The sequence below is a fragment of the Pseudomonas sp. P4_D7 genome (assembly GCF_056401755.1).
This window is the reverse complement of sequence record NZ_JBFUIR010000001.1, coordinates 237,417-257,485: the sequence shown is the minus strand read 5'-3', so window position 1 is coordinate 257,485 and position 20,069 is coordinate 237,417. Positions and strand designations below refer to the sequence as shown.

The 20,069-nt window shown below is 60.4% G+C and carries 26 protein-coding genes; 7 read left to right on the top strand and 19 right to left on the bottom strand.

Annotated elements, in window-relative coordinates:
* Positions 1-3 precede the first annotated feature (3 nt).
* The gene (gene rpoH, locus AC1DVF_RS01140) at positions 4-858 is read left to right on the top strand and encodes an RNA polymerase sigma factor RpoH (protein ID WP_003229146.1); all 855 of its coding nucleotides are present in this window, start codon (positions 4-6) and stop codon (positions 856-858) included.
* A gap of 182 nt (positions 859-1,040) precedes the next feature.
* Here rpoH and mtgA read toward each other — a convergent pair whose 3' ends face one another.
* On the bottom strand, positions 1,041-1,763 hold the full coding sequence (gene mtgA, locus AC1DVF_RS01135; RefSeq protein ID WP_422610240.1) for a monofunctional biosynthetic peptidoglycan transglycosylase: 723 nt from the start codon (positions 1,761-1,763) through the stop codon (positions 1,041-1,043).
* 74 nt (positions 1,764-1,837) lie between these two features.
* On the opposite strand from mtgA, the gene AC1DVF_RS01130 reads away from it, so the two are divergent.
* From AC1DVF_RS01130 to trmB, 4 genes are all read left to right on the top strand, one after another.
* Complete coding sequence (locus tag AC1DVF_RS01130; protein WP_477781891.1) at positions 1,838-2,218, top strand: DUF423 domain-containing protein; 381 nt, start codon at positions 1,838-1,840, stop codon at positions 2,216-2,218.
* Positions 2,219-2,289: 71 nt separating this feature from the next.
* Positions 2,290-2,490: a sulfur carrier protein ThiS gene (thiS, locus tag AC1DVF_RS01125; RefSeq protein WP_122604433.1), complete on the top strand. Its 201-nt coding sequence runs from the start codon at positions 2,290-2,292 to the stop codon at positions 2,488-2,490.
* Between the two features lie 60 nt (positions 2,491-2,550).
* Positions 2,551-3,345, top strand: coding sequence for a thiazole synthase (locus AC1DVF_RS01120; RefSeq protein ID WP_007913621.1), 795 nt, complete (start codon positions 2,551-2,553; stop codon positions 3,343-3,345).
* A 9-nt stretch (positions 3,346-3,354) separates the two neighbouring features.
* Complete coding sequence (gene trmB, locus AC1DVF_RS01115) at positions 3,355-4,080, top strand: tRNA (guanosine(46)-N7)-methyltransferase TrmB (protein WP_186620036.1); 726 nt, start codon at positions 3,355-3,357, stop codon at positions 4,078-4,080.
* 130 nt (positions 4,081-4,210) lie between these two features.
* Here the strand turns inward: trmB and AC1DVF_RS01110 are convergent, their stop codons facing one another.
* From AC1DVF_RS01110 to AC1DVF_RS01065, 10 genes are all read right to left on the bottom strand, one after another.
* On the bottom strand, positions 4,211-4,534 hold the full coding sequence (locus AC1DVF_RS01110; protein ID WP_007913629.1) for a DUF3392 domain-containing protein: 324 nt from the start codon (positions 4,532-4,534) through the stop codon (positions 4,211-4,213).
* Between the two features lie 22 nt (positions 4,535-4,556).
* Entirely contained in the window at positions 4,557-5,762 is a 1,206-nt protein-coding gene (gene hemW / locus AC1DVF_RS01105; protein WP_257356540.1) for a radical SAM family heme chaperone HemW, read from the bottom strand.
* Positions 5,759-6,355: an RdgB/HAM1 family non-canonical purine NTP pyrophosphatase gene (rdgB, locus tag AC1DVF_RS01100; RefSeq protein WP_008083802.1), complete on the bottom strand. Its 597-nt coding sequence runs from the start codon at positions 6,353-6,355 to the stop codon at positions 5,759-5,761. Before rdgB ends, hemW begins: the two co-directional genes overlap by 4 nt.
* Positions 6,352-6,786 carry a DUF4426 domain-containing protein gene (locus AC1DVF_RS01095; protein WP_477781890.1) on the bottom strand — a complete coding sequence of 145 codons (435 nt, stop codon included), beginning with the start codon at positions 6,784-6,786 and terminating at the stop codon, positions 6,352-6,354. Before AC1DVF_RS01095 ends, rdgB begins: the two co-directional genes overlap by 4 nt.
* Positions 6,787-6,812: 26 nt before the next feature.
* Positions 6,813-7,433, bottom strand: a complete 621-nt coding sequence (gene metW, locus AC1DVF_RS01090; RefSeq protein ID WP_257356538.1) for a methionine biosynthesis protein MetW — start codon at positions 7,431-7,433, stop codon at positions 6,813-6,815.
* A gap of 7 nt (positions 7,434-7,440) precedes the next feature.
* A complete protein-coding gene (gene metX / locus AC1DVF_RS01085; protein WP_093429832.1) occupies positions 7,441-8,580 on the bottom strand; it encodes a homoserine O-succinyltransferase MetX in 1,140 nt (379 codons plus the stop codon).
* A 330-nt stretch (positions 8,581-8,910) separates the two neighbouring features.
* The gene (locus AC1DVF_RS01080) at positions 8,911-9,207 is read right to left on the bottom strand and encodes a DUF167 domain-containing protein (protein ID WP_007913642.1); all 297 of its coding nucleotides are present in this window, start codon (positions 9,205-9,207) and stop codon (positions 8,911-8,913) included.
* A complete protein-coding gene (locus AC1DVF_RS01075; RefSeq protein ID WP_099757419.1) occupies positions 9,204-9,794 on the bottom strand; it encodes a YggT family protein in 591 nt (196 codons plus the stop codon). Before AC1DVF_RS01075 ends, AC1DVF_RS01080 begins: the two co-directional genes overlap by 4 nt.
* A 10-nt stretch (positions 9,795-9,804) precedes the next feature.
* Positions 9,805-10,623, bottom strand: coding sequence for a pyrroline-5-carboxylate reductase (proC, locus tag AC1DVF_RS01070; RefSeq protein WP_093429835.1), 819 nt, complete (start codon positions 10,621-10,623; stop codon positions 9,805-9,807).
* 23 nt (positions 10,624-10,646) lie between these two features.
* Entirely contained in the window at positions 10,647-11,333 is a 687-nt protein-coding gene (locus AC1DVF_RS01065; RefSeq protein ID WP_460089161.1) for a YggS family pyridoxal phosphate-dependent enzyme, read from the bottom strand.
* A 56-nt stretch (positions 11,334-11,389) separates the two neighbouring features.
* Between AC1DVF_RS01065 and AC1DVF_RS01060 the strand changes: the two genes are divergently transcribed.
* The gene (locus AC1DVF_RS01060; protein WP_041063525.1) at positions 11,390-12,424 is read left to right on the top strand and encodes a type IV pilus twitching motility protein PilT; all 1,035 of its coding nucleotides are present in this window, start codon (positions 11,390-11,392) and stop codon (positions 12,422-12,424) included.
* A 125-nt stretch (positions 12,425-12,549) separates the two neighbouring features.
* Here AC1DVF_RS01060 and AC1DVF_RS01055 read toward each other — a convergent pair whose 3' ends face one another.
* Complete coding sequence (locus AC1DVF_RS01055) at positions 12,550-13,167, bottom strand: C40 family peptidase (protein WP_477781889.1); 618 nt, start codon at positions 13,165-13,167, stop codon at positions 12,550-12,552.
* 248 nt (positions 13,168-13,415) lie between these two features.
* Between AC1DVF_RS01055 and AC1DVF_RS01050 the strand changes: the two genes are divergently transcribed.
* Complete coding sequence (locus AC1DVF_RS01050; RefSeq protein ID WP_007913651.1) at positions 13,416-13,847, top strand: NINE protein; 432 nt, start codon at positions 13,416-13,418, stop codon at positions 13,845-13,847.
* Positions 13,848-13,940: 93 nt separating this feature from the next.
* On the opposite strand, the gene AC1DVF_RS01045 is transcribed toward AC1DVF_RS01050, so the two are convergent.
* From AC1DVF_RS01045 to gshB, 7 genes are all read right to left on the bottom strand, one after another.
* Complete coding sequence (locus AC1DVF_RS01045; RefSeq protein WP_093429839.1) at positions 13,941-15,212, bottom strand: dihydroorotase; 1,272 nt, start codon at positions 15,210-15,212, stop codon at positions 13,941-13,943.
* Positions 15,209-16,213: an aspartate carbamoyltransferase catalytic subunit gene (locus AC1DVF_RS01040; protein ID WP_007913665.1), complete on the bottom strand. Its 1,005-nt coding sequence runs from the start codon at positions 16,211-16,213 to the stop codon at positions 15,209-15,211. Before AC1DVF_RS01040 ends, AC1DVF_RS01045 begins: the two co-directional genes overlap by 4 nt.
* Positions 16,214-16,240: 27 nt before the next feature.
* Positions 16,241-16,747 (bottom strand): bifunctional pyr operon transcriptional regulator/uracil phosphoribosyltransferase PyrR, encoded by a 507-nt coding sequence (gene pyrR / locus AC1DVF_RS01035; protein ID WP_034153653.1) that lies wholly within the window; start codon positions 16,745-16,747, stop codon positions 16,241-16,243.
* Positions 16,748-16,827: 80 nt separating this feature from the next.
* Positions 16,828-17,265 (bottom strand): Holliday junction resolvase RuvX, encoded by a 438-nt coding sequence (gene ruvX / locus AC1DVF_RS01030; protein ID WP_064589634.1) that lies wholly within the window; start codon positions 17,263-17,265, stop codon positions 16,828-16,830.
* On the bottom strand, positions 17,265-17,837 hold the full coding sequence (locus tag AC1DVF_RS01025; protein ID WP_016985971.1) for a YqgE/AlgH family protein: 573 nt from the start codon (positions 17,835-17,837) through the stop codon (positions 17,265-17,267). Before AC1DVF_RS01025 ends, ruvX begins: the two co-directional genes overlap by 1 nt.
* Before the next feature lie 172 nt (positions 17,838-18,009).
* A complete protein-coding gene (locus AC1DVF_RS01020; protein ID WP_477781888.1) occupies positions 18,010-18,909 on the bottom strand; it encodes an energy transducer TonB in 900 nt (299 codons plus the stop codon).
* Positions 18,910-19,016: 107 nt separating this feature from the next.
* Entirely contained in the window at positions 19,017-19,988 is a 972-nt protein-coding gene (gene gshB / locus AC1DVF_RS01015) for a glutathione synthase (RefSeq protein WP_093429841.1), read from the bottom strand.
* Positions 19,989-20,069: the final 81 nt, after the last annotated feature.

Genomic DNA, 20,069 nt, shown 5'->3' with positions numbered 1-20,069 from the left:
CGTATGACCAATTCTTTGCAACCTGCGTATGCGTTGGTTCCGGGTGCGAACCTGGAAGCCTACGTGCACACCGTCAACAGCATTCCATTGCTGACGCCGGAGCAGGAGCGTGAACTGGCCGAGAGTCTCTACTATGAGCAGGATTTGGGGGCGGCTCGGCAGATGGTGCTCGCCCACCTGCGTTTTGTCGTACACATTGCCCGTAGCTATTCCGGCTACGGTCTGGCTCAGGCTGACCTGATCCAGGAAGGTAACGTCGGCCTGATGAAGGCTGTGAAGCGCTTCAACCCGGAAATGGGCGTGCGTCTGGTGTCGTTCGCCGTGCACTGGATCAAGGCGGAAATTCACGAGTTCATCCTGCGCAACTGGCGCATTGTGAAAGTCGCGACCACCAAGGCCCAGCGCAAGCTGTTCTTCAACCTGCGCAGCCAGAAAAAACGTCTGGCGTGGCTGAACAACGAGGAAGTCCACCGTGTGGCGGAAAGCCTCGGCGTCGAGCCGCGTGAAGTGCGCGAAATGGAAAGTCGCCTGACCGGCCATGACATGGCTTTCGACCCGGCTGCTGAAGCCGACGACGACAGCGCTTTCCAGTCGCCGGCCAACTACCTGGAAGACCACCGGTACGACCCGGCGCGTCAACTGGAAGATGCCGATTGGAGCGACAACTCCAACCACAACCTGCACGAAGCGCTGGAAGTGCTGGACGAACGTAGCCGCGACATCCTTTACCAGCGCTGGCTGGCCGAAGAGAAAGCCACGCTGCACGACCTGGCGCAGAAGTACAACGTGTCGGCCGAGCGGATCCGTCAGCTCGAGAAGAGCGCGATGAACAAGCTCAAGTTGTCGATCGCCGCATAACCGGCGAGCAGGCAATAAAAAAACGCCCCGATCAGCGATGATCGGGGCGTTTTCATTTCAGGCTTCACACAAAATCCATATGGGAGCGAGCTTGCTCGCGAAAGCGGAGAGTCAGTCACCGCCACTGCTGAATGATCCACCGCATTCGCGAGCAAGCTCGCTCCCACAGGGGATCTTCAGCGTTATTCAGACCAAGGTGCGCGGCGCGAATCGTTGAGCCCCAACAGATAACTATCCCCACCCAGTTGACTCATCTGCTGACGAATCCACCCGGCCCGGCGCGAGACATAAGCGGTCGGATGGCTAGCGCTCCACACCCGAGGGTTGGGCAGAACAGCCGCCAGATAACTCGCCTGCTGCCGCGACAACGACTTTGCGCTCACACCAAAGTGATGGCGGGCTGCGGCTTCGGCGCCAAACACCCCGTCATCCCACTCGACGCTGTTGAGATACACCTCAAGAATCCGCTGCTTGGGCCAGAACACCTCGATCAGCGCGGTAAACCACGCCTCCAGGCCTTTACGCAGATAGCTGCGGCCGGCCCACAGAAACAGGTTTTTCGACACCTGCTGGCTCAAGGTGCTGGCGCCGCGAATCGACCCGCCAAGCTCGTTGTGGGCCAACGCTGCCTGGATCGCACTGAAATCAAAGCCCCAATGCTCGGGAAACTTCTGATCCTCACCGGCCATGACCGCGACTTTGAGGTCATCGGAGATCTCGTCCCATGGCTTCCAGGTACGTTGCAGGTCAATCGGCTCGCCATCGACCCAGGATTCGACTTTGCGCTCGACCATCAACGCCGTGCCCGGCGGTGGCACGAAGCGAAACACCAGCACCAGCAAAATGCTGCCGCCCGCGAACCAGAGCAGGGCCTTCGTGAGACGACGGAAAATAGTACGCAGCATAGAGATGGCTTGGCCGAACCGGTGGAGCGGGCCATTATACAGACCCTGCCGATCGCGTCTGACTGGAGTTCCCAATGCTGCGTGGCTTTTTGATGCTGGCCGCTTTTTTCGGTTTCACCGGGGTCGCCTTGGGTGCATTCGCCGCCCATGGCCTGAAAAACCGCCTGACACCCGAGTATCTGGCGATCTTCCATACCGGCGTCACCTATCAATTGGTGCACACCTTGGCGCTGTTTGGTGTGGCGCTGTTGGCCACGCGGATTCAGGGCCGACTGGTCACTTGGGCCGGCGTGTCATTCACCATTGGCATCCTGTTGTTCTCTGGCAGTCTGTATGTGCTGACCATGACCGGCATCAGCAAGCTCGGCATCATCACCCCATTTGGTGGCCTGGCGTTCCTGATTGGCTGGCTATGCCTGGGCCTCGCCGCCTGGCGCTTGCAACCAACCGCTTGACGCTTGGTGCTGACCTTTAGGTCATGATCGGGCTAGAATGCCAGCCCCTAAAAATGATGGCGGCGTTACGCATGCGCATTCAGTTGAACGGCGAATCCCTTGAACTGCCCGACGGCGAGACCGTTGCGGCCCTGATCACTCGTCTGGAACTGACCGGACGTCGAGTGGCAGTCGAACTCAATCTGGATATCGTCCCGCGCAGCCAGCATGCCGACACCACCCTCAATGATGGTGACAACGTCGAAGTGGTGCACGCCATCGGCGGCGGCTGATCGCCAGGTCTGCAAGGGCACAGAATTCTGCAAGACCCTCACTCCTAAAGAGGATTCCCCATGAGCATCGTTCGTAGCGACAAGCCTTTTGTGCTGGCCGGTCGTACTTACCAGTCGCGTTTGCTGGTCGGTACCGGCAAGTACCGTGACATGGAAGAAACCCGTCAGGCCATCGAAGCCTCGGGTGCCGAGATCGTCACCTTCGCCGTGCGCCGCACCAACCTGGGCCAGATCGAAGGCGAACCGAACCTGCTCGACGTGCTGTCGCCGGAGCGCTACACCTTCCTGCCGAACACCGCTGGATGCTACGACGCCATCGAAGCCGTGCGCACCTGCCGCCTGGCCCGTGAGCTGCTCGATGGCCACAATCTGGTGAAGCTGGAAGTGCTGGCCGACCAGAAGACCCTGTTCCCTAACGTCATCGAAACCCTTAAGGCCGCAGAAACGCTGGTCAAGGAAGGCTTCGACGTGATGGTGTACACCAGCGATGACCCGATCATCGCCCGCCAACTGGCGGAAATCGGCTGCATCGCGGTCATGCCGCTGGCCGGTTTGATTGGTTCCGGTCTGGGGATCTGCAACCCGTACAACCTGCAGATCATCCTCGAAGAAGCCAAAATCCCTGTGCTGGTCGATGCCGGTGTCGGCACTGCGTCCGATGCGACCATCGCCATGGAACTGGGTTGCGATGCGGTGCTGATGAACTCGGCCATCGCCCACGCCCAGCAGCCGGTGATGATGGCTGAAGCCATGAAACACGCCATCGTTGCAGGCCGTCTGGCCTACCTCGCTGGCCGTATGCCGAAAAAACTCTATGCCAGCGCCTCCTCGCCGCTGGATGGTCTGATCAAGTAAGAGCCATTGATGACTGAATCGAACGACACGCCTATCCAGACGGAAGAAGGCGACGAGCGCCAACACCGCCGCATCAAGAGTTTCGTGATGCGCGCCGGGCGCATGACCGAAGGCCAGCAGAAAGGTCTGGATCAAGGCACGCCGCTGTACGTGCTGCCGCTGGCCGACGCGCCGGTGGATTACGATCAAGTGTTCGGCCGTTCGGCACCGCGCTCGCTGGAGATCGGTTTCGGCATGGGCCACTCGCTGCTGGAAATGGCAGCGGCCGCACCAGATCAGGATTTCATCGGCGTTGAAGTGCACCGTCCGGGTGTCGGTGCGCTGCTCAATGGCGTGCTGACGCAAGGCCTGACCAACCTGCGCGTCTACGATTGCGACGCGATCGAAGTGCTCAACCGCTGCATCGCCGACAACAGCCTCGATCGCCTGATGCTGTTCTTCCCGGATCCGTGGCACAAGAGCCGTCACCACAAGCGTCGCATCGTTCAGGCCTCGTTCGCTGAACTGGTGCGCAGCAAGTTGAAGGTTGGCGGCATTCTGCACATGGCCACCGACTGGGAACCGTACGCCGAGTACATGCTGGAAGTGATGAACGTCGCCCCGGGCTACCGCAATCTCGCCGAAGACGGCAAGTGCGTACCACGCCCGGCCGAACGCCCGATCACCAAGTTCGAACGCCGCGGCGAACGACTGGGCCATGGCGTGTGGGACCTGAAGTTCGAAAAACAGTCCTGAGCATCACGCGGTAAAAATGTAGGAGTGAGCCTRCTCGCGATTGCGGGCTGACAGTCACCGAAGAGGTTGAATGTCAGACCGCAATCGCGAGCAGGCTCACTCCTACAGTCGTTTTGGGTGTGCTGAAAGATCAGCGGCGGTCGGCGACGACGCCGATCAGCACCAGCACCACCAGCAGGACTGGCGCCAGGCTGTAGTTGTTGAACTGGCTCAAACCCTTGATAACCCAAGGCGTTGCATAGATCAGCGCCGCACCGCTGCCGATCACGCAGAGCAGCGCCATCAATGGCACGCGCAGGGCGCCGGCGATGCTGCCCAGGCGTTGCTCAACCCAGCCTTTGAAGTCGGCGCCGAACAGCACCAGCAGGCAGCCGACCAGCGCCAGGGCGATTTCCGAGAGGTTGCTGCGGCTCCAGCGGGAGACGGTGGCGAGCAGGTCGAGTATCAAATCCATGCGTTTTCCCTTGGGACTGAAGTCAGGTCAGAAATTGTTGCAGCAAGTCGTTGAGAAACAGCTGTCCGCGCTCGGTGGCCGCCAGACGTGACGGTTCGACCTGCAACAGACCGCTTTGTTCTGCCGCTGCCCGGCCTTCAGCGAGGCTTTCCAGCGACAGCCCGGTGCGCTCAGGATACAGGCGCGATTCGACGCCTGCGGTCAGGCGCAAAGCGTTCATCAGAAACTCGAACGGCATCTCGTCGTTGGTCAGTGCTTTCTCGCCGGCCTGAAAGCTTTTTGCCGGATTGAGATAGTCCTTCGGCAGACGCGTCTTCCAGGTACGGACGATGCGTCCGTCCGGATGACTCAGCTTGCCGTGGGCTCCCGCGCCAATGCCGATGAAGTCGCCGAAACTCCAGTAATTGAGGTTGTGCCGCGCGGGCCGACCCGCCTGGGCATAAGCCGACACTTCGTATTGCGCATAACCGTGTTCCGCCAGCAGCGCTTGCCCGGCCTCTTGAATGTCCCACAGCGTGTCATCTTCCGGCAGCACCGGCGGCTGGTTCCAGAACACGGTGTTCGGCTCCAGCGTCAGCTGATACCAGGAAATGTGCGTTGGATTCAGCGCGATGGCCTGGCGCAGATCGCTGAGGGCATCGTCCAGCGACTGATCGGGCAAACCGTGCATCAAGTCGAGGTTGAAGTTATCGAACCCGGCCTGCCGCGCCATACCGGCCGCGCGTACCGCTTCGTCACCGTTGTGAATCCGCCCCAGCGCTTTGAGCTTTTCCTGCTGGAAGCTCTGGATACCGATCGACAGGCGATTGATCCCCAACTTGCGATAGGCGACGAACTTCTCTTGCTCGAAGGTGCCGGGATTGGCTTCCAGAGTGATTTCGATGTCGTGGGCAAACGGAATCCGCTGTTCGACGCCTTCCAGCAGCCGCCCGAGGGCTTCGGCGCTGAACAGGCTCGGCGTGCCGCCACCAAAGAAGATCGAACTGATTTCACGACCGTACACGGCGTGCAGATCCTGATCGAGATCGGCCAGCAGCGCATCAACGTATTCCTGCTCAGGCAACACCGGGCTGGCAGTGTGCGAGTTGAAGTCGCAATACGGGCATTTGCGCACACACCACGGGATGTGGATGTACAGCGCCAGGGGCGGCAGCGTTGGCAACGGTGCCCGAGGCGAAGAAGCGGCGCCGCCGACAATCAGCGACGGCGCAGAAGAGTCACGGGTCATTTCAGGCCCAGACGCTGGCGCAGCAGATCCATTGCACGGGCGCGGTGGCTGATCTGGTTCTTGTCGGCCGGACTCAGTTCGGCGCTGGACACATCACGCTCCGGCACCCAGAACAGCGGGTCATAACCGAAACCGTGCTCGCCGCTGGCGGCCGTCAGGATGCGTCCGTGCCACAGGCCTTCGCAGAGGATCGGCAACGGATCATCGGCGTGACGCACCAATGCCAGCACGCAGACGAACTGCGCACCGCGCTCGGCTTCCGGCACATCTTTCAGTGCATCGAGCAATTTGGCATTGTTCGCCGCATCGCCCTTGCCGTCGGCATAACGCGCCGAATAGATGCCCGGTGCACCGCCAAGGAAATCCACCGCCAGACCGGAGTCGTCGGCCAGTGCCGGCAACCCGGAAATGCGTGCGGCGTTGCGTGCCTTGAGGATCGCATTCTCGACGAACGACAGACCGGTTTCTTCCGGCTCGACCTTGCTCCACTCGCCAATCGAGCGCAGTTGCACCGATTCGCCGAGCATGGCCTGGAGTTCTTTGAGTTTGCCGGCGTTATGGCTGGCCAGTACGAGCTGCTTGATGTTCATCATTCGCCGGGAAAGAGTTCTTGGTTGAAATTGATGGTGTTGATCTTGTCGCCGTTCTGCACCTTGATCTCAAAGGTGCGGGTTTCCTGCTGAGGCACCGGGTATTGGGCGATGTAATAGATCGCGCCCTGTTCGGTGATCTGGCGGAAATTCAGCGGCACGCTCTGGCTGGTCAGGTCTTTGACCATGCCGGTGACGTTGGCGATCAGTGGTTTGCCGTCCTTGATCACCGAGACATTGATCACGCCCTGATTTTTGCTGCGGATCAGCTCCGCTGCCTTGGCGATGTCCGGCGTCAGAAACGTCGAGTTGAAAGTGTTGTAGTGCACCGTGACGTCGCCAAAGGTTTCCTTGCGCTCGCCCTTGATGACGTCGGCCGCCATGGCGCTGGCGCTCAGGCAGGCAGTCAATAACAACAACGCTAAACGACCCATGATCGTGCTCCTCGAAATGACGGGATTCAGACCGCGACTTTGTGGTCTGCAAGCTGCGGGCTGCTGACGCGGTAGATACCGATCTCACCTAACAGATTAGGCCATAGCTTACTGGCCCACCCGTGACGGTGCTGTTGATCCACGGCAAGCCGATCAATGACCTTCGCATCACGTTCGCGGCAAAGTTCTTCAAAGTCTTCGAAGGTGCAGAAGTGAATGTTCGGTGTGTTGTACCAGGTGTACGGCAGAAATTCCGACACCGGCATGCGCCCCTTGCTTGCCAGGTACCAGCGGCAGCGCCAGTGACCGAAATTCGGGAAGGTGATGATGCATTGGCGACCGACCCGGAGCATTTCGTCGAGGATCTTGTCCGGGTAGTGCACGGCTTGCAGGGCCTGGGTCATGACGACGATGTCGAAACTGTTGCTGGCGAAGTTGCCCAGCCCCTTGTCCAGATCCTGCTCGATGACGTTGATGCCCTTGGCCAAGCACTCGGCGATGTTGTCGGCGTCGTTTTCCAGGCCATAACCGGTGACATTCTTGTTGTCGCGCAGCCAGGTCAGCAGCTCGCCGTCACCGCAACCGAGGTCGAGGACGCGGCTGCCGGCGGGGATCCATTCCTGGATGATTTCCAGATCAGCTCTCATGGCTTTCTCACAACGTGATGCGGTTCATGTAATTGCCGAACGCCTGCAAGTAGCGCGGGATCGGAATCAGGAAGGCGTCGTGGCCCTGCGGTGCGTCGATTTCCAGATAACTGACGTCTTTGCGTGCCGCCATCAGCGCATCCACCAGTTCCCGCGAGCGGGCCGGGGAGAAGCGCCAGTCGGTGGTGAACGACATTACGCAGAACTTGGCCGTGGCGTTTTCAAAGGTTTTCGCCAGGTTATCGTCGAAGTTCGCCGCCGGATCGAAGTAATCCAGTGCCTTGGTCATCAACAGATAGGTGTTGGCGTCGAAGCGTCCGGAGAACTCTTCGCCCTGATAACGCAGGTAGCTTTCGACCTGAAACTCGACGCTGTGGAAGTCGTAGTTGAGCTTCTCGCTCTTCAGGCCGCGGCCGAATTTCTCGCCCATCGAATCGTCGGACAGGTAAGTAATGTGGCCGACCATCCGCGCCAGCATCAGCCCGCGCTTGGGGATTACACCTGCTTCCTGGAACGAACCGCCGTGGAATTCCGGGTCGGTGAGGATCGCCTGACGCGCCACTTCGTTGAAGGCGATGTTCTGCGCCGACAGCTTCGGTGCCGAGGCGATGGCCAGGCAGTGACGCACACGATCCGGGTAAGTGATGGTCCATTGCAGCGCCTGCATGCCGCCGAGGCTGCCGCCGATCACGGCTGCCCACTGGCCGATGCCGAGCAGGTCGGCCAGCCGCGCCTGGCTGTGCACCCAGTCTTCCACGGTGAGCACCGGGAAATCGGCACCGAACGGTTTGCCGGTCTCCGGGTTGATGCTGCTCGGGCCGGTGGAGCCGTTGCAGCCGCCGAGGTTATTCAGGCTGACCACGAAGAACTTGTTGGTGTCGATCGGCTTGCCCGGGCCGATGCAGCTGTCCCACCAACCGGGTTTGCGGTCGTCGACGCTGTGATAGCCGGCAGCGTGGTGATGGCCGGACAAGGCATGGCAAATCAGCACGGCGTTGCTCGCCTGCGCGTTCAGCGTGCCGTAGGTTTCGTAGATCAGGTCATAGGCGGCCAGCGAACGGCCACAGGCCAGCGCCAGCGGATCGCTGAAGTGCGCGGTTTGCGGCGTCACCAGACCAACAGAATCGGGGGGAAAGGCAGTTGGCATCGACCCTGCTCTCGTTGAAATGAGGCGTAAGTCTAAAGACCGGGGGGGTTAGCGGCAAGCAGCCCTCACCCTAGCCCTCTCCCAGAGGGAGAGGGGACTGACCGAGGTGTTCTTTTGAGCTGCACCGACCTGATCTATCGAGTCGAACTCAGGCCTTGAAAACCACCAAAATCGGCTCCCTCTCCTGGAGGGAGAGGGGACTGACCGAGGTGTTCTTTTGAACTACGCCGACCTGAGCTATGGAGTCGAACTCAAGTTTTGAAAACACCATAGATCGGCTCCCTCTCCAGGGGGAGAGGGCTGGGGTGAGGGGTACAGACGCCGCGAAACTCAAGACAAGCGCCCAACCAACCCAGGCAAATCCGGCAACTTCTTCGGCGAGCAGATCTTCACCCGCTTCTGCCGGTTCAGCTCACCACTGAGCAAACTGACCTGGCTCTTGGAAACGCCAAACGCCTTGGCTAGAAAGCCCATCAGATAAGCATTGGCCTTACCCTCGACCGGCGGCGCAGTCAGGCGAATCTTCAAACGATCACCGTGCAGCCCGGCGAAGTCATCGCTGCGGGCTGCCGGTTGCAGGTGACACTCGAGGATCAAGTCGTCACCGTCCCAACGGAACCAGCTCACATCAGCAAGCGCAGGATTTCCGGCATCATCGTCATCGCCGCCAGATTGTTGATCACCAGCATGTCGATCAGTTTCAGCGCGAGGAAGGCGAAGATCGGCGACAGGTCCAGACCGCCAAGATTCGGCAGGAACTTGCGGAACGGCGCCAGCGCCGGCTCGCAGATCTGGTTGACCAGTTCAGCGCCGGGATTGTGGCTGCCCGGCGCAACCCACGACAGAATCACGCTGATGATCAGGGCGAAGAAGAAGATCTTCAGGAACAGTGCGGTCACGCCGATGATCGACCAGATAAACAGTTGCAGCGGGTTGCCGGTGGTGCCGTAAGTCAGCAGCAGGGTCAACGCCATCAGCGCCAGTTGCACCAGAATCGCCAGCACCAGCGACGACATGTCCAGACCAAACAGGCTCGGAATGATCCGGCGCAGTGGCTTGAGCAGCGGCTGGGTCGCCTTGACCACGAACTGGCACAGCGGGTTGTAGAAGTTCGCCCGTACCAGTTGCAGGACGAAGCGCAGCAGCACGATCAGCAGGTACAGACTGCCGAGGGTTTGCAGCACGTAAACCGCTGCGGTGTTCAATCCAATCATGTAAGGCTCCTTATTTGCCCAGTTGTTCGGCCATTTCGGCCGAGCGGTGCGCGGCGGCGCCGAGTGCGGTTTCGACCAGGGCTTCGAAGCCATTGGCCTGGAATGATTTGATTGCAGCTTCCGTAGTGCCATTTGGCGAGGTCACACGGCGGCGCAGTTCAGCAGCGTCAACGTCGCTGGAGACGGCCATGTGTGCGGCGCCGAGTGCGGTCTGCAGAGTCAGTTGTTCAGCGATGTCCTTCGGCAAGCCGAGTTTGACGCCAGCAGCAGTCATGGCTTCGATCAGCAGGAAGAAGTACGCCGGGCCGGAGCCGGAGACGGCGGTGACCGCATCGAGTTGCTGCTCTTCGTTCAGCCACAGGGCAATGCCGACGGCGGACAGCAGCTCTTCGGCTTGCTGACGCTGCTCGGCGGTCACTTCGCTGGTCGCGTACAAACCGCTGACGCCCTGTCGCAGCAGTGCCGGGGTGTTGGGCATGCAGCGCACGATTGGCTGCTCGCCAAGCCAGGCGGTCATGCTGGCGCAAGTGATGCCAGCGGCAATGGAGACCACCAGTTGATTCGGTTTCAGGCTTGGGCGAATCGCCTCGCACACGGCTTTCATCGCCTGTGGCTTGACTGCCAGCACAATCACATCGACGCCGTCGATGGCCTGGGCGTTGTCGGCGAAAGTTTCGATGCCGTGTTCGGCACTGACTTTGGCGCGGGTTTCTTCACCCGGGTCGCTGGCGCGGATCTGTGCGGCTTCCAGGCCCTTGGCGCGCAGGCCGCCGATCAGGCTGGCCGCCATGTTGCCCGCACCGATAAACGCAATACGTGTGTTGCTCATGTGTGGTCCTTATCTGGAATCGTTCAAGACTGGGAATAATCTCTGGCACCAAACAGGGCCGTACCGATACGCACCCAAGTGGCGCCTTGGGCAATGGCCGACTCGAGGTCGTGGCTCATGCCCATGGACAGTGTGTCGAGCGGCAGATCGAGGCTGGCCTGCAATTTCTGCACGGCGGCGAAGGCCGCGTCTTGCTCGGCGCGATCTTCGGTCGGCTCGGGAATTGCCATCAAGCCGCGCAGTTTCAAGCGTGGCAAGGCGTTGATGGCCGCGGCCAATGCCGGCAGGTCGGCCGGGGTGCAGCCGGACTTGCTCGCCTCGCCGCTGACGTTGACCTGAATGCAGATGTTCAGCGGCGGCAACTCGGCCGGGCGCTGTTCGGACAGGCGTTGAGCGATTTTCAGGCGATCCACGGAGTGCACCCAGTCGAAATGCTCGGCGATGGCGCGAGTCTTGTTCGATTGAATGGGGCCGATGAAGTGCCAGATCAAGGGCAGGTCGGCCAGTTCGAGCTGTTTGCCCAGGGCTTCCTGCAGGTAGTTCTCGCCAAAGTCGCGCAGGCCGGCGGCATATGCTTCGCGCAGGGCCTGGGCGGGTTTGGTCTTGCTGACCGCGAGCAGCTGGACGCTGTTTTCAGCGCGGTTTGCAGCTGTTACCGCTGCCTGGATGCGCGAACTAACCAGTTGGATGTTGTCTGCTATCGTGGACATCAAGAGGCGCCAGCGGTCGGAAGGTTCGCGGCATTCTACTGGAATTGAGGAGCGCTATGGATATCACTGAACTGCTGGCCTTCAGCGCCAAACAGGGAGCTTCCGACCTGCACCTGTCGGCCGGTCTGCCGCCGATGATCCGCGTCGATGGCGACGTGCGGCGGATCAATCTGCCGGCGCTGGATCACAAGCAAGTGCACGAACTGATCTACGACATCATGAACGACACCCAGCGGGTCGACTTCGAGAAACATCTGGAAACCGACTTTTCTTTCGAAGTGCCGGGTGTGGCGCGTTTCCGGGTTAACGCCTTTAACCAGAACCGTGGCGCCGGCGCCGTATTCCGTACGATTCCGTCGAAAGTGCTGAGCATGGAAGACCTCGCCATGGGCGACGTCTTCCGCAAGATCACCGATGCGCCGCGCGGTCTGGTGCTGGTCACCGGGCCGACCGGTTCCGGCAAATCGACCACGCTGGCGGCGATGATCGATTACCTCAATACCCACCGGCATCACCACATCCTGACTATCGAAGATCCGATCGAGTTTGTTCACGAATCGCGCAAATGCCTGATCAATCAGCGTGAAGTCCACCGTGATACCCGCAGTTTCGCCACTGCGTTGCGCTCGGCACTGCGTGAAGACCCGGATGTAATTTTGGTCGGTGAGATGCGTGACCTGGAAACCATTCGCCTGGCGCTGACCGCAGCCGAAACCGGGCACTTGGTGTTCGGCACGCTGCACACCACCTCGGCGGCGAAAACCATCGACCGCGTGGTCGACGTGTTCCCCGGTGACGAGAAGTCGATGGTGCGCTCGATGCTTTCCGAGTCGCTGCTGGCGGTGGTCTCGCAGACGTTGATCAAGAAGATCGGCGGCGGGCGGGTGGCGGCGCACGAGATTATGTTGGGGACGTCGGCGATCCGTAACCTGATCCGCGAGGACAAGGTCGCGCAAATGTATTCGGCGATTCAGACGGGTGGGTCGTTGGGCATGCAGACACTGGACATGTGCCTGAAGGAACTGGTGACCAAGGGCTTGATCAGCCGCGAACATGCGCGGGAGAAGGCGCGCACGCCGGATAATTTCTGAGGGAGTGATCGTTCCCACGCTCTGCGTGGGAATGCAGCCCGGGACGCTCTGCGTCCCTGCCGAAGCGGACGCGGAGCGTCCATTGAGGCATTCCCACGCGGAGCATGGGAACGATCGGTATGGTGTTAGCGCTGAACCACGCGCATCTGGTTTTGCTCTTTCGGCAACACACGCTTGGCAACCACGTAATGCTGCTGCCAATACGGCTTGTTCAACGTATCGATGCTCACCGCTTTGCCACGACGCGGAGCGTGGATGAAGCGATCGTTGCCCAGGTAGATGGCAACGTGGTTGACCCGACGGCTCTTGATGTTGAAGAAAATCAGGTCGCCCGGCTTCAGATCCTTGCGCTCGACTTTCTCGCCGTGACCGCTGGCCATGGCGTTGGAGGTGCGTGGCAGGTCGAACGTAGCGTCGTTGAACGCGTATTTCACCAGACCGCTGCAATCGAAGCCTTTACTTGGGCTGCTGCCGCCCCAACGATAAGGGGTACCGAGGACGTTCACCGCACGGCTCAGCACATTGCTGCTTTCCTTGCTCGCCATCGGTGGCACCAGCTTGCTGTGGCTTTTGCTGCTCAGCGTGGTGGTTCTGCTTTTGCTGCTTTTGCTCGAAGGAGCCGAAGCATGGGATTTAGGGGTAAAGCCGTTAACGTTAGGAAGACGTTGCTCACGATTGGTGGCGTGGGCGGCCAGTGGCATTAATAGGCAGATGGTTAGCCATGTCTTGAAAAATGGTCGCATTAGGCGTGGCTCTTTAGTGATAGCGCGCAACTTTATAACAGAGTTTTTTTTCATTCCGAGTCCGTTGGTCGATTCAGTTGGAGGCCAACGGAACCAAATAAGCGGCAAATGGACGCAATTGTCGGACAGAAGTCAGGTGCTATAAGGCTTTGACGGTAGCAACGGTAACATTTGCCGTACGTCGGCTACCTGTAAAAAAGTCACAAAGAATTCAAGAATATTTATCTATCGTGTGAATCGAGGTCTTCATGAACCCCTATCAACAATTTGTTCAGCAGCAAGATACGCACAGCAAAATCATTGGCTATTTGCTGTGGATTTTCGGTTTTACCGGTGCTCACCGCTTCTATTACGGCAAACCGGTGACCGGGACGATCTGGTTCTTCACCTTCGGTTTGCTGGGTATTGGCTGGCTGATCGACCTGTTTCTGATCCCGGCGATGGATCGCGAGGCGGATCTGCGTTTTACCGCAGGGCCGATCGAGTACAACGTGGCGTGGATTCTGCTGACGTTCCTTGGCGCACTCGGCGTGCACCGGATGTACCAAGGCAAGTGGATCAGTGGGCTGATCTATCTGCTGACAGGCGGGTTGTTCTTTCTGGGGGTGCTGTATGACTTCTGGACGCTGAATGATCAGGTCTCGGTGCGTAACGCCGAAGGCAGAGGCGCCTTCCAGTAAAGCTTCGCGAGCAGGCTCGCTCCCACAGGGGATTTGTGTCGTTCACAGATCCAATGTGGGAGCGAGCCTGCTCGCGAATGGGGCGACGCGGTATCAAGCCTGGTGACTGATCCGCCCATCCACCAGCGTATAGCGAACCACACCCGGCAAAGTGTGCCCAATGAACGGGCAGTTCTCACCCTTCGACAACCAGCCTTCACCGGCCACCGTCGAAGCCTGCGGATCGAACAGCACGATATCCGCCGCACCACCCACTGCCAGTTTGCCCGCCGGCAGACGCAGCGCTTCAGCCGGGCCAGCGCTCAAACGCGCCAGCAAGGTAGGCAGATCCAGCAACCCATCCTCAACCAACGTCATCGCCAGCGGCAACAGCAACTCAACACTGCTGATGCCCGGCTCGGTCGCGCCGAATGGCGCCAGTTTGGCGTCGCGTTCGTGCGGCTGGTGATGGCTGGAAATCGCCGTGACCACACCGGATTTCACTGCCTCACGCAGACCATCGCGATCCGCACGGGTGCGCAGCGGCGGTTGCACGTGGTACAGGCTGCTGAAGTCGATCAGCGCTTCGTCGGTCAGAATCAGCTGATACAACGCCACGTCCGCCGTCACCTTCAGGCCACGGGCCTGAGCCTGAGCAATCAGGGCAACACCGCGAGCGCTGGTCAATTGGCTGAAGTGCGCACGTACGCCGGTCTGCTCGACCAGCAGCAGGTCACGGGCAAGGGCCACGGTTTCAGCGGTTTCCGGAATCCCCGGTAAGCCGAGGAAACTGGCCACCGCGCCTTCGTGAGCCAAGCCACCTTCAGCCAAGTCGTGATCCTGCGAGTTGAAGATCACCGTCAGATCGAAGGTCGCCGCGTATTCCAGCGCCCGGCACAGGGTGCGGGTGTTGCGGAAGCTCTCCAGACCGTTGCCGAACGCCACACAACCGGCGTCGCGCAGCGCCACCAGTTCGGCCAGTTGCTCGCCGTCCAGACCTTTGCTCAAGGCGCCAATCGGGAAGACTTTGGTGTTGCCGGCCTCGCGGGCACGATCGAGGATCAGCTCGGCCACGGCGGAGGTGTCGAGCACCGGTTTGGTTTTCGGCGGGCAGCACAGGCTGGTCACGCCACCGGCGGCGGCCGCGCGGGTTTCGCTGATGATCGAGCCTTTACGGCTGTAACCCGGCTCGCGCAGGGCAACGTTGAGGTCGACGAGGCCCGGAGCAGCGACAAGGCCTTGGGCGTCGATGGTTTCTACTGCCGTGAAACCCGCTGGAGCGGCGCCGAGGGCGACGATCTTGCAGGCTTCAACGTGAATGTCGGTGACTTGATCCAGGCCGCTGCTTGGGTCGATGACGCGTGCGCCGAGAATGCTGAGCTTCACTGGGCGTTCTCCTGCTCGAATTGACGCTGCGCGGTTTGCCCGCTCATGGCCATGGACAACACGGCCATACGAATGGCGATGCCGTAGGTGACCTGGTTGAGGATCACCGAGTGCGGGCCGTCGGCCACTGCGGACTCGATCTCCACCCCCCGGTTGATCGGCCCCGGGTGCATGACGATGCAATCCGGTTTCGCCCCGGCCAGACGCGCAGTGGTCAGGCCGAACAGGCGGTAGAACTCGCCTTCGCTCGGCAGCAGGCCGCCGGTCATGCGTTCACGCTGCAGGCGCAGCATGATCACCACGTCGACGTCTTTCAGGCCTTCGGTCATGTCGGTGTAAACCTTCACGCCGTATTGCTCGATGCCGATCGGCAGCAGGGTTTTCGGCGCGATCACGCGGATATCCGGGCAGCCGAGGGTTTTCAGCGCGAGCATGTTCGAACGTGCAACCCGCGAGTGCAGGATGTCGCCGACGATGGCCACCGAGAGGTTTTCGAAACCGCCCTTGTGCCGACGAATGGTGAGCATGTCGAGCATGCCCTGCGTCGGGTGGGCGTGACGGCCATCGCCGCCGTTGATGATTGCCACTTGCGGGCAGACATGTTCGGCGATGAAGTGCGCGGCGCCGGAATCACCGTGGCGCACGACAAACATATCGGCGGCCATGGCTTCGAGGTTGCGCAGGGTGTCGAGCAGCGTTTCGCCCTTGCTTGCCGACGAGGTCGACACGTTCAGGGTGATCACGTCCGCCGACAATCGCTGGGCCGCCAGTTCGAAGGTGGTGCGGGTGCGCGTGGAGTTTTCGAAGAACACGTTGCACACGGTTTTGCCGCGCAGCAACGGGACTTTCTTCACCGCCCGGGCACCGACTTCGAGGAACGAGTCGGCGGTGTCGAGGATTTCCGTCAGCAACTCACGGCGCAGGCCGTCGAGCGAGAGGAAGTGGCGCAGCTGGCCCTGATCATTGAGCTGCAGCGGGCGCTTGGTATCTAGAGGCGTCATCGCGAAGGGGACTCTCAATAGGGCGGATTAAAGGTTGAAGTCTTGCAGTTCGAGCGTCAGCGGCTCGGGGCCGGACAGCTTCACCCGTTCATGTGCGGCCAGCGACAGCGTCGCGCCAACCACGTTCGGGCGGATCGGCAGCTCACCGGCGTCGAGGTCCAGCAGGCAGACCAGGGTCACGCTGGCCGGGCGGCCGTAGTCGAACAATTCGTTCATGGCGGCACGGATGGTACGGCCGCTCATCAGTACGTCGTCGATCAGCACCAGATGCTGGCCTTCGATCTCAAAGGGCAGGGCGGACGGGCGCACTTGCGGGTGCAGGCCGTTCTGGCTGAAGTCGTCGCGGTAAAAGGACACATCCAGCGTGCCCAGTGGCGCATCGCTGCCCAGTTCCTTGAGCAAGGCCTGCGCGACCCAGATGCCGCCGGTGCGGATGCCGATGTAACGCGGTTCAGTGATTTCACGCTGGGCAAGGTGCGCCTTGAGGCGGGTCGCCATCTGGCTGATCAGATCGGCGGGATTTGGCAGGCTCATGGTTGCTCCTTGTTGGGGGCGAGTCGGATCCTTGGACGCGACTCGGTTTTTCACTCAAAAGAAAAGCGCCGAAGCGCTTGTCAGGACTCAAACAATGCAGTGTTTTCATCGAGCCAGCCCTGCAACAGCAGAGCGGCGGCGATGGCGTCCACCGGGTTGTCGCGGTAACTGCCTTTTTGACCGCCACGGGCCAGTCGCTCGCCTTTGGCTTCAAACGTGGTCAGGCGTTCGTCGTGGGTATAGAAGGGCAGATTGAAGCGGCCATTGAGGCGGCGGGCAAACTTTTCCGCGCGTACGCACATGTCGCTCGGGGTGCCGTCCATGTTCAGCGGCAGTCCGACAACAACGGCGTCGGGTTTCCATTCTTTTATAAGGGCTTCGACCTGGTTCCAGTCCGGCACGCCGTTCTGTGCCTTCAAGGTGCACAGTTCACGAGCCTGGCCGGTAATCACCTGGCCGACCGCGACGCCGATCTGTTTGGTGCCGTAGTCGAAGCCGAGAATCAGGCGCAGGGCCATCAGGCGTGACCTGCCTGGCTGGTCAGCAGGCTGAGGTTGATCCCCAAGTGCCGGGCCGCCGCTTCCAGACGCAGTTCGCTGCTGGTGTTGAACAGGATGTCGGCGTCGTACGGGCAGTTCAGCCAGGCGTTGTCGGCGAGTTCGGCTTCCAGTTGCCCGGCTTCCCAACCGGCGTAACCGAGGGCAATCAGGCTTTTTGCCGGGCCGACGCCGTCAGCGATGGCGAACAGCACGTCCTGCGAGGTCGAGAGGGCCAGATCACCGTCCAATTGCGCGGTGGCCTGGAAGGTCTTGCCCGCCGGATGCAGAACAAAACCGCGATCGGTCTGCACCGGGCCGCCAATGAAGATCGGCACATGCTGGCAGAGTGCTGGCGGGTCGATGTCCGGACGTAATTGCTCAAGGATGTCGGCCAGATTCAGCTCTTGCGGCCGGTTGACCACAATCCCCATAGCGCCATTGGCCGTGTGCTCGACGATGTAGGTCAAGGTGTGGGCAAAGTTCGGGTCGGCCATGTGTGGCATGGCGATCAGGAATTGATGCTTGAGGTAGCTGGGGCTGACGTTTTTCATGTGCGCTAGTGTGGCGTCGAAGGGGCAAACTGACAAGCTGAGGATCAGAGAACAACGCAGATCAAATGTGGGAGCGAGCTTGCTCGCGAAGGCGCCAGGTCAGGCAATATCAATGGTGCATGTCCCGGCCTCTTCGCGAGCAAGCTCGCTCCCACAAGGTTTCTGTGGTGTGTCAGTTGCTCGAGAGTTTGTCGCCGCGAGCAAATTTCCAGGTGCGAATGATTTCCAGACGATCGATATCCGACAAGTCCCCGGTAAACGGCGCAAACGGTGCTGCCAACCGGACGATGCGCTGCGCCGCCTGATCCAGCAGCGGCTGGCCGGACGATTCCAGCACCAGCACTTCATACAGCGAGCCGTCGCGGTTGATCGAGACCATCAGGCGCAAATTGCCGTAGATCTGCTTGCGCCGTGCTTCTTCGGGATAATTGAGGTTGCCGATGCGCTCGACCTTCTTGCGCCAGTCGTCTTTGTACCAGGCACCCTTGTCGCGCATGGTCGACGCCGCGCTCAAACGGTGGATGCGTGGGCGTTTGGCGTACAACTGCTGTTCCTTGGCCAGTTCGGCTTCGAGGCTGGCGATGTCGCTGGACAGCTGTGAGCTGTCGAATTCTGGCGCGTCGACTGTCGGTTTGACTTCGGTTTTGGCTTCTTCTTTCTTGGTCGGCGCTTTTTTAGGTTTCGGCGCGACGGTGGTCACCGCAGCTTTGGGTGCGGCTTCCTGCACTTGCGGTTTGGCGGCCGGTGGCGGGGTGACTTTTCTGACCTGATTGTCCTGGAACGGCGCCACCTCAGTGGTCTTCGGAATCGCCTTCTTGTCCAGCGTGCCGCTGCCTTCCTGATGCTGTTGAGCGAGAAAGTCAGCCTTCTCCGGCTTCTTTTCGCTCTTGAAGGTGGCGAGGGTGATTTCCAGGGTTTTGCTGATTTGCTTGGGCTCGACCATCGTGAAGCCGACGCCGAGCAGCAGCGCCAAATGGATCAGCGCCGCGAGAAACAGGGTAAAACCGAGGCGATCGGCCGGGCGCACGCCACGGTGGGCGAGTTCTGCGGGCAGATCGGACGGGAGGGTCATGACAAGAAAACCAACATCGCGTTTTTCAGAGGCTGCGCATGATAACGCAATGTTGGTTTCACGCCTTGGGCTTCACGCTTCAAGCGACAGACTGCATGTGACGTGCATCAAGCTTGTGGCATTTTGCCGGCGGCTTGCAGCTTCTTGGCGATGGCATCCATCAACATGCCGCCGATATCGGTGCCGAAAGCATTGTCGATTTCACGGATGCAGGTCGGGCTGGTGACGTTGATTTCGGTGAGGTTTTCGCCGATCACATCGAGGCCAACGAACAGCAGGCCTTTCTCACGCAGGGTCGGGCCGACTTGGGCGGCGATCCAGCGATCCTTTTCAGTCAGCGGGCGCGCCTCACCACGACCACCGGCCGCGAGGTTGCCACGGGTTTCGCCCTGCGCCGGAATCCGCGCCAGGCAGTAATCCACCGGCTCGCCGTCGATCATCAGAATGCGTTTGTCGCCGTCCTTGATCGCCGGCAGGTAAGCCTGGCCCATGATCTGCTGGCCACCGAGGGCGGTCAGGGTTTCGAGAATCACCGACAGGTTCGGATCACCGGCACGGTGACGGAAAATCGAAGTACCGCCCATGCCGTCCAGCGGCTTGAGGATCACGTCACCGTGTTTCGCGGCAAATTCACGCAGCACATCGGCGCGACGGCTGACGATGGTGGGCGGGGTGCACTGCGGGAACAGCGTGGCGAACAGTTTTTCATTGCAGTCGCGCAGGCTCTGCGGTTTGTTCACCACCAGCACGCCAGCGGTTTCAGCCTGTTCGAGCAGGTAGGTGGAGTAAACGAACTCCATGTCGAACGGTGGATCCTTGCGCATCAGGATCACGTCGAGATCGCTCAGCAGGTTGTCCTGCTCGGCGTCCAGTTCGAACCATTTTTCCGGGTTGGCGAAGACTTTCAGCGGCTTCATGCGCGCCCGGGCCTGACCTTCACCCTGATACAGGTCGCGCTGTTCCATATAGAACAGTTCCCAGCCACGCTTCTGCGCGGCCAGCAGCATGGCCAGCGAGCTATCCTTTTTATAGGAGATGCTGGCGATAGGGTCCATGACAATCCCGACGCGAACGCTCATTGGGTTTTCCTCGAAAATTGGCTACCGGATCGGTATTGAAAAAGTGCCGCCAGAGTGGCGCCGGGCGGGTTTTCGGTCAAG

Coding starts and splice junctions, on each gene's coding strand:
- rpoH (WP_003229146.1), top strand. CDS start 4: ATGACCAATTCTTTGCAACCTGCGTATGCGTTGGTTCCGGGTGCGAAC.
- mtgA (WP_422610240.1), bottom strand. CDS start 1,763: ATGCTGCGTACTATTTTCCGTCGTCTCACGAAGGCCCTGCTCTGGTTC.
- AC1DVF_RS01130 (WP_477781891.1), top strand. CDS start 1,838: ATGCTGCGTGGCTTTTTGATGCTGGCCGCTTTTTTCGGTTTCACCGGG.
- thiS (WP_122604433.1), top strand. CDS start 2,290: ATGCGCATTCAGTTGAACGGCGAATCCCTTGAACTGCCCGACGGCGAG.
- AC1DVF_RS01120 (WP_007913621.1), top strand. CDS start 2,551: ATGAGCATCGTTCGTAGCGACAAGCCTTTTGTGCTGGCCGGTCGTACT.
- trmB (WP_186620036.1), top strand. CDS start 3,355: ATGACTGAATCGAACGACACGCCTATCCAGACGGAAGAAGGCGACGAG.
- AC1DVF_RS01110 (WP_007913629.1), bottom strand. CDS start 4,534: ATGGATTTGATACTCGACCTGCTCGCCACCGTCTCCCGCTGGAGCCGC.
- hemW (WP_257356540.1), bottom strand. CDS start 5,762: ATGACCCGTGACTCTTCTGCGCCGTCGCTGATTGTCGGCGGCGCCGCT.
- rdgB (WP_008083802.1), bottom strand. CDS start 6,355: ATGATGAACATCAAGCAGCTCGTACTGGCCAGCCATAACGCCGGCAAA.
- AC1DVF_RS01095 (WP_477781890.1), bottom strand. CDS start 6,786: ATGGGTCGTTTAGCGTTGTTGTTATTGACTGCCTGCCTGAGCGCCAGC.
- metW (WP_257356538.1), bottom strand. CDS start 7,433: ATGAGAGCTGATCTGGAAATCATCCAGGAATGGATCCCCGCCGGCAGC.
- metX (WP_093429832.1), bottom strand. CDS start 8,580: ATGCCAACTGCCTTTCCCCCCGATTCTGTTGGTCTGGTGACGCCGCAA.
- AC1DVF_RS01075 (WP_099757419.1), bottom strand. CDS start 9,794: ATGATTGGATTGAACACCGCAGCGGTTTACGTGCTGCAAACCCTCGGC.
- proC (WP_093429835.1), bottom strand. CDS start 10,623: ATGAGCAACACACGTATTGCGTTTATCGGTGCGGGCAACATGGCGGCC.
- AC1DVF_RS01065 (WP_460089161.1), bottom strand. CDS start 11,333: ATGTCCACGATAGCAGACAACATCCAACTGGTTAGTTCGCGCATCCAG.
- AC1DVF_RS01060 (WP_041063525.1), top strand. CDS start 11,390: ATGGATATCACTGAACTGCTGGCCTTCAGCGCCAAACAGGGAGCTTCC.
- AC1DVF_RS01055 (WP_477781889.1), bottom strand. CDS start 13,167: ATGCGACCATTTTTCAAGACATGGCTAACCATCTGCCTATTAATGCCA.
- AC1DVF_RS01050 (WP_007913651.1), top strand. CDS start 13,416: ATGAACCCCTATCAACAATTTGTTCAGCAGCAAGATACGCACAGCAAA.
- AC1DVF_RS01040 (WP_007913665.1), bottom strand. CDS start 16,213: ATGACGCCTCTAGATACCAAGCGCCCGCTGCAGCTCAATGATCAGGGC.
- pyrR (WP_034153653.1), bottom strand. CDS start 16,747: ATGAGCCTGCCAAATCCCGCCGATCTGATCAGCCAGATGGCGACCCGC.
- ruvX (WP_064589634.1), bottom strand. CDS start 17,265: ATGGCCCTGCGCCTGATTCTCGGCTTCGACTACGGCACCAAACAGATC.
- AC1DVF_RS01025 (WP_016985971.1), bottom strand. CDS start 17,837: ATGAAAAACGTCAGCCCCAGCTACCTCAAGCATCAATTCCTGATCGCC.
- AC1DVF_RS01020 (WP_477781888.1), bottom strand. CDS start 18,909: ATGACCCTCCCGTCCGATCTGCCCGCAGAACTCGCCCACCGTGGCGTG.
- gshB (WP_093429841.1), bottom strand. CDS start 19,988: ATGAGCGTTCGCGTCGGGATTGTCATGGACCCTATCGCCAGCATCTCC.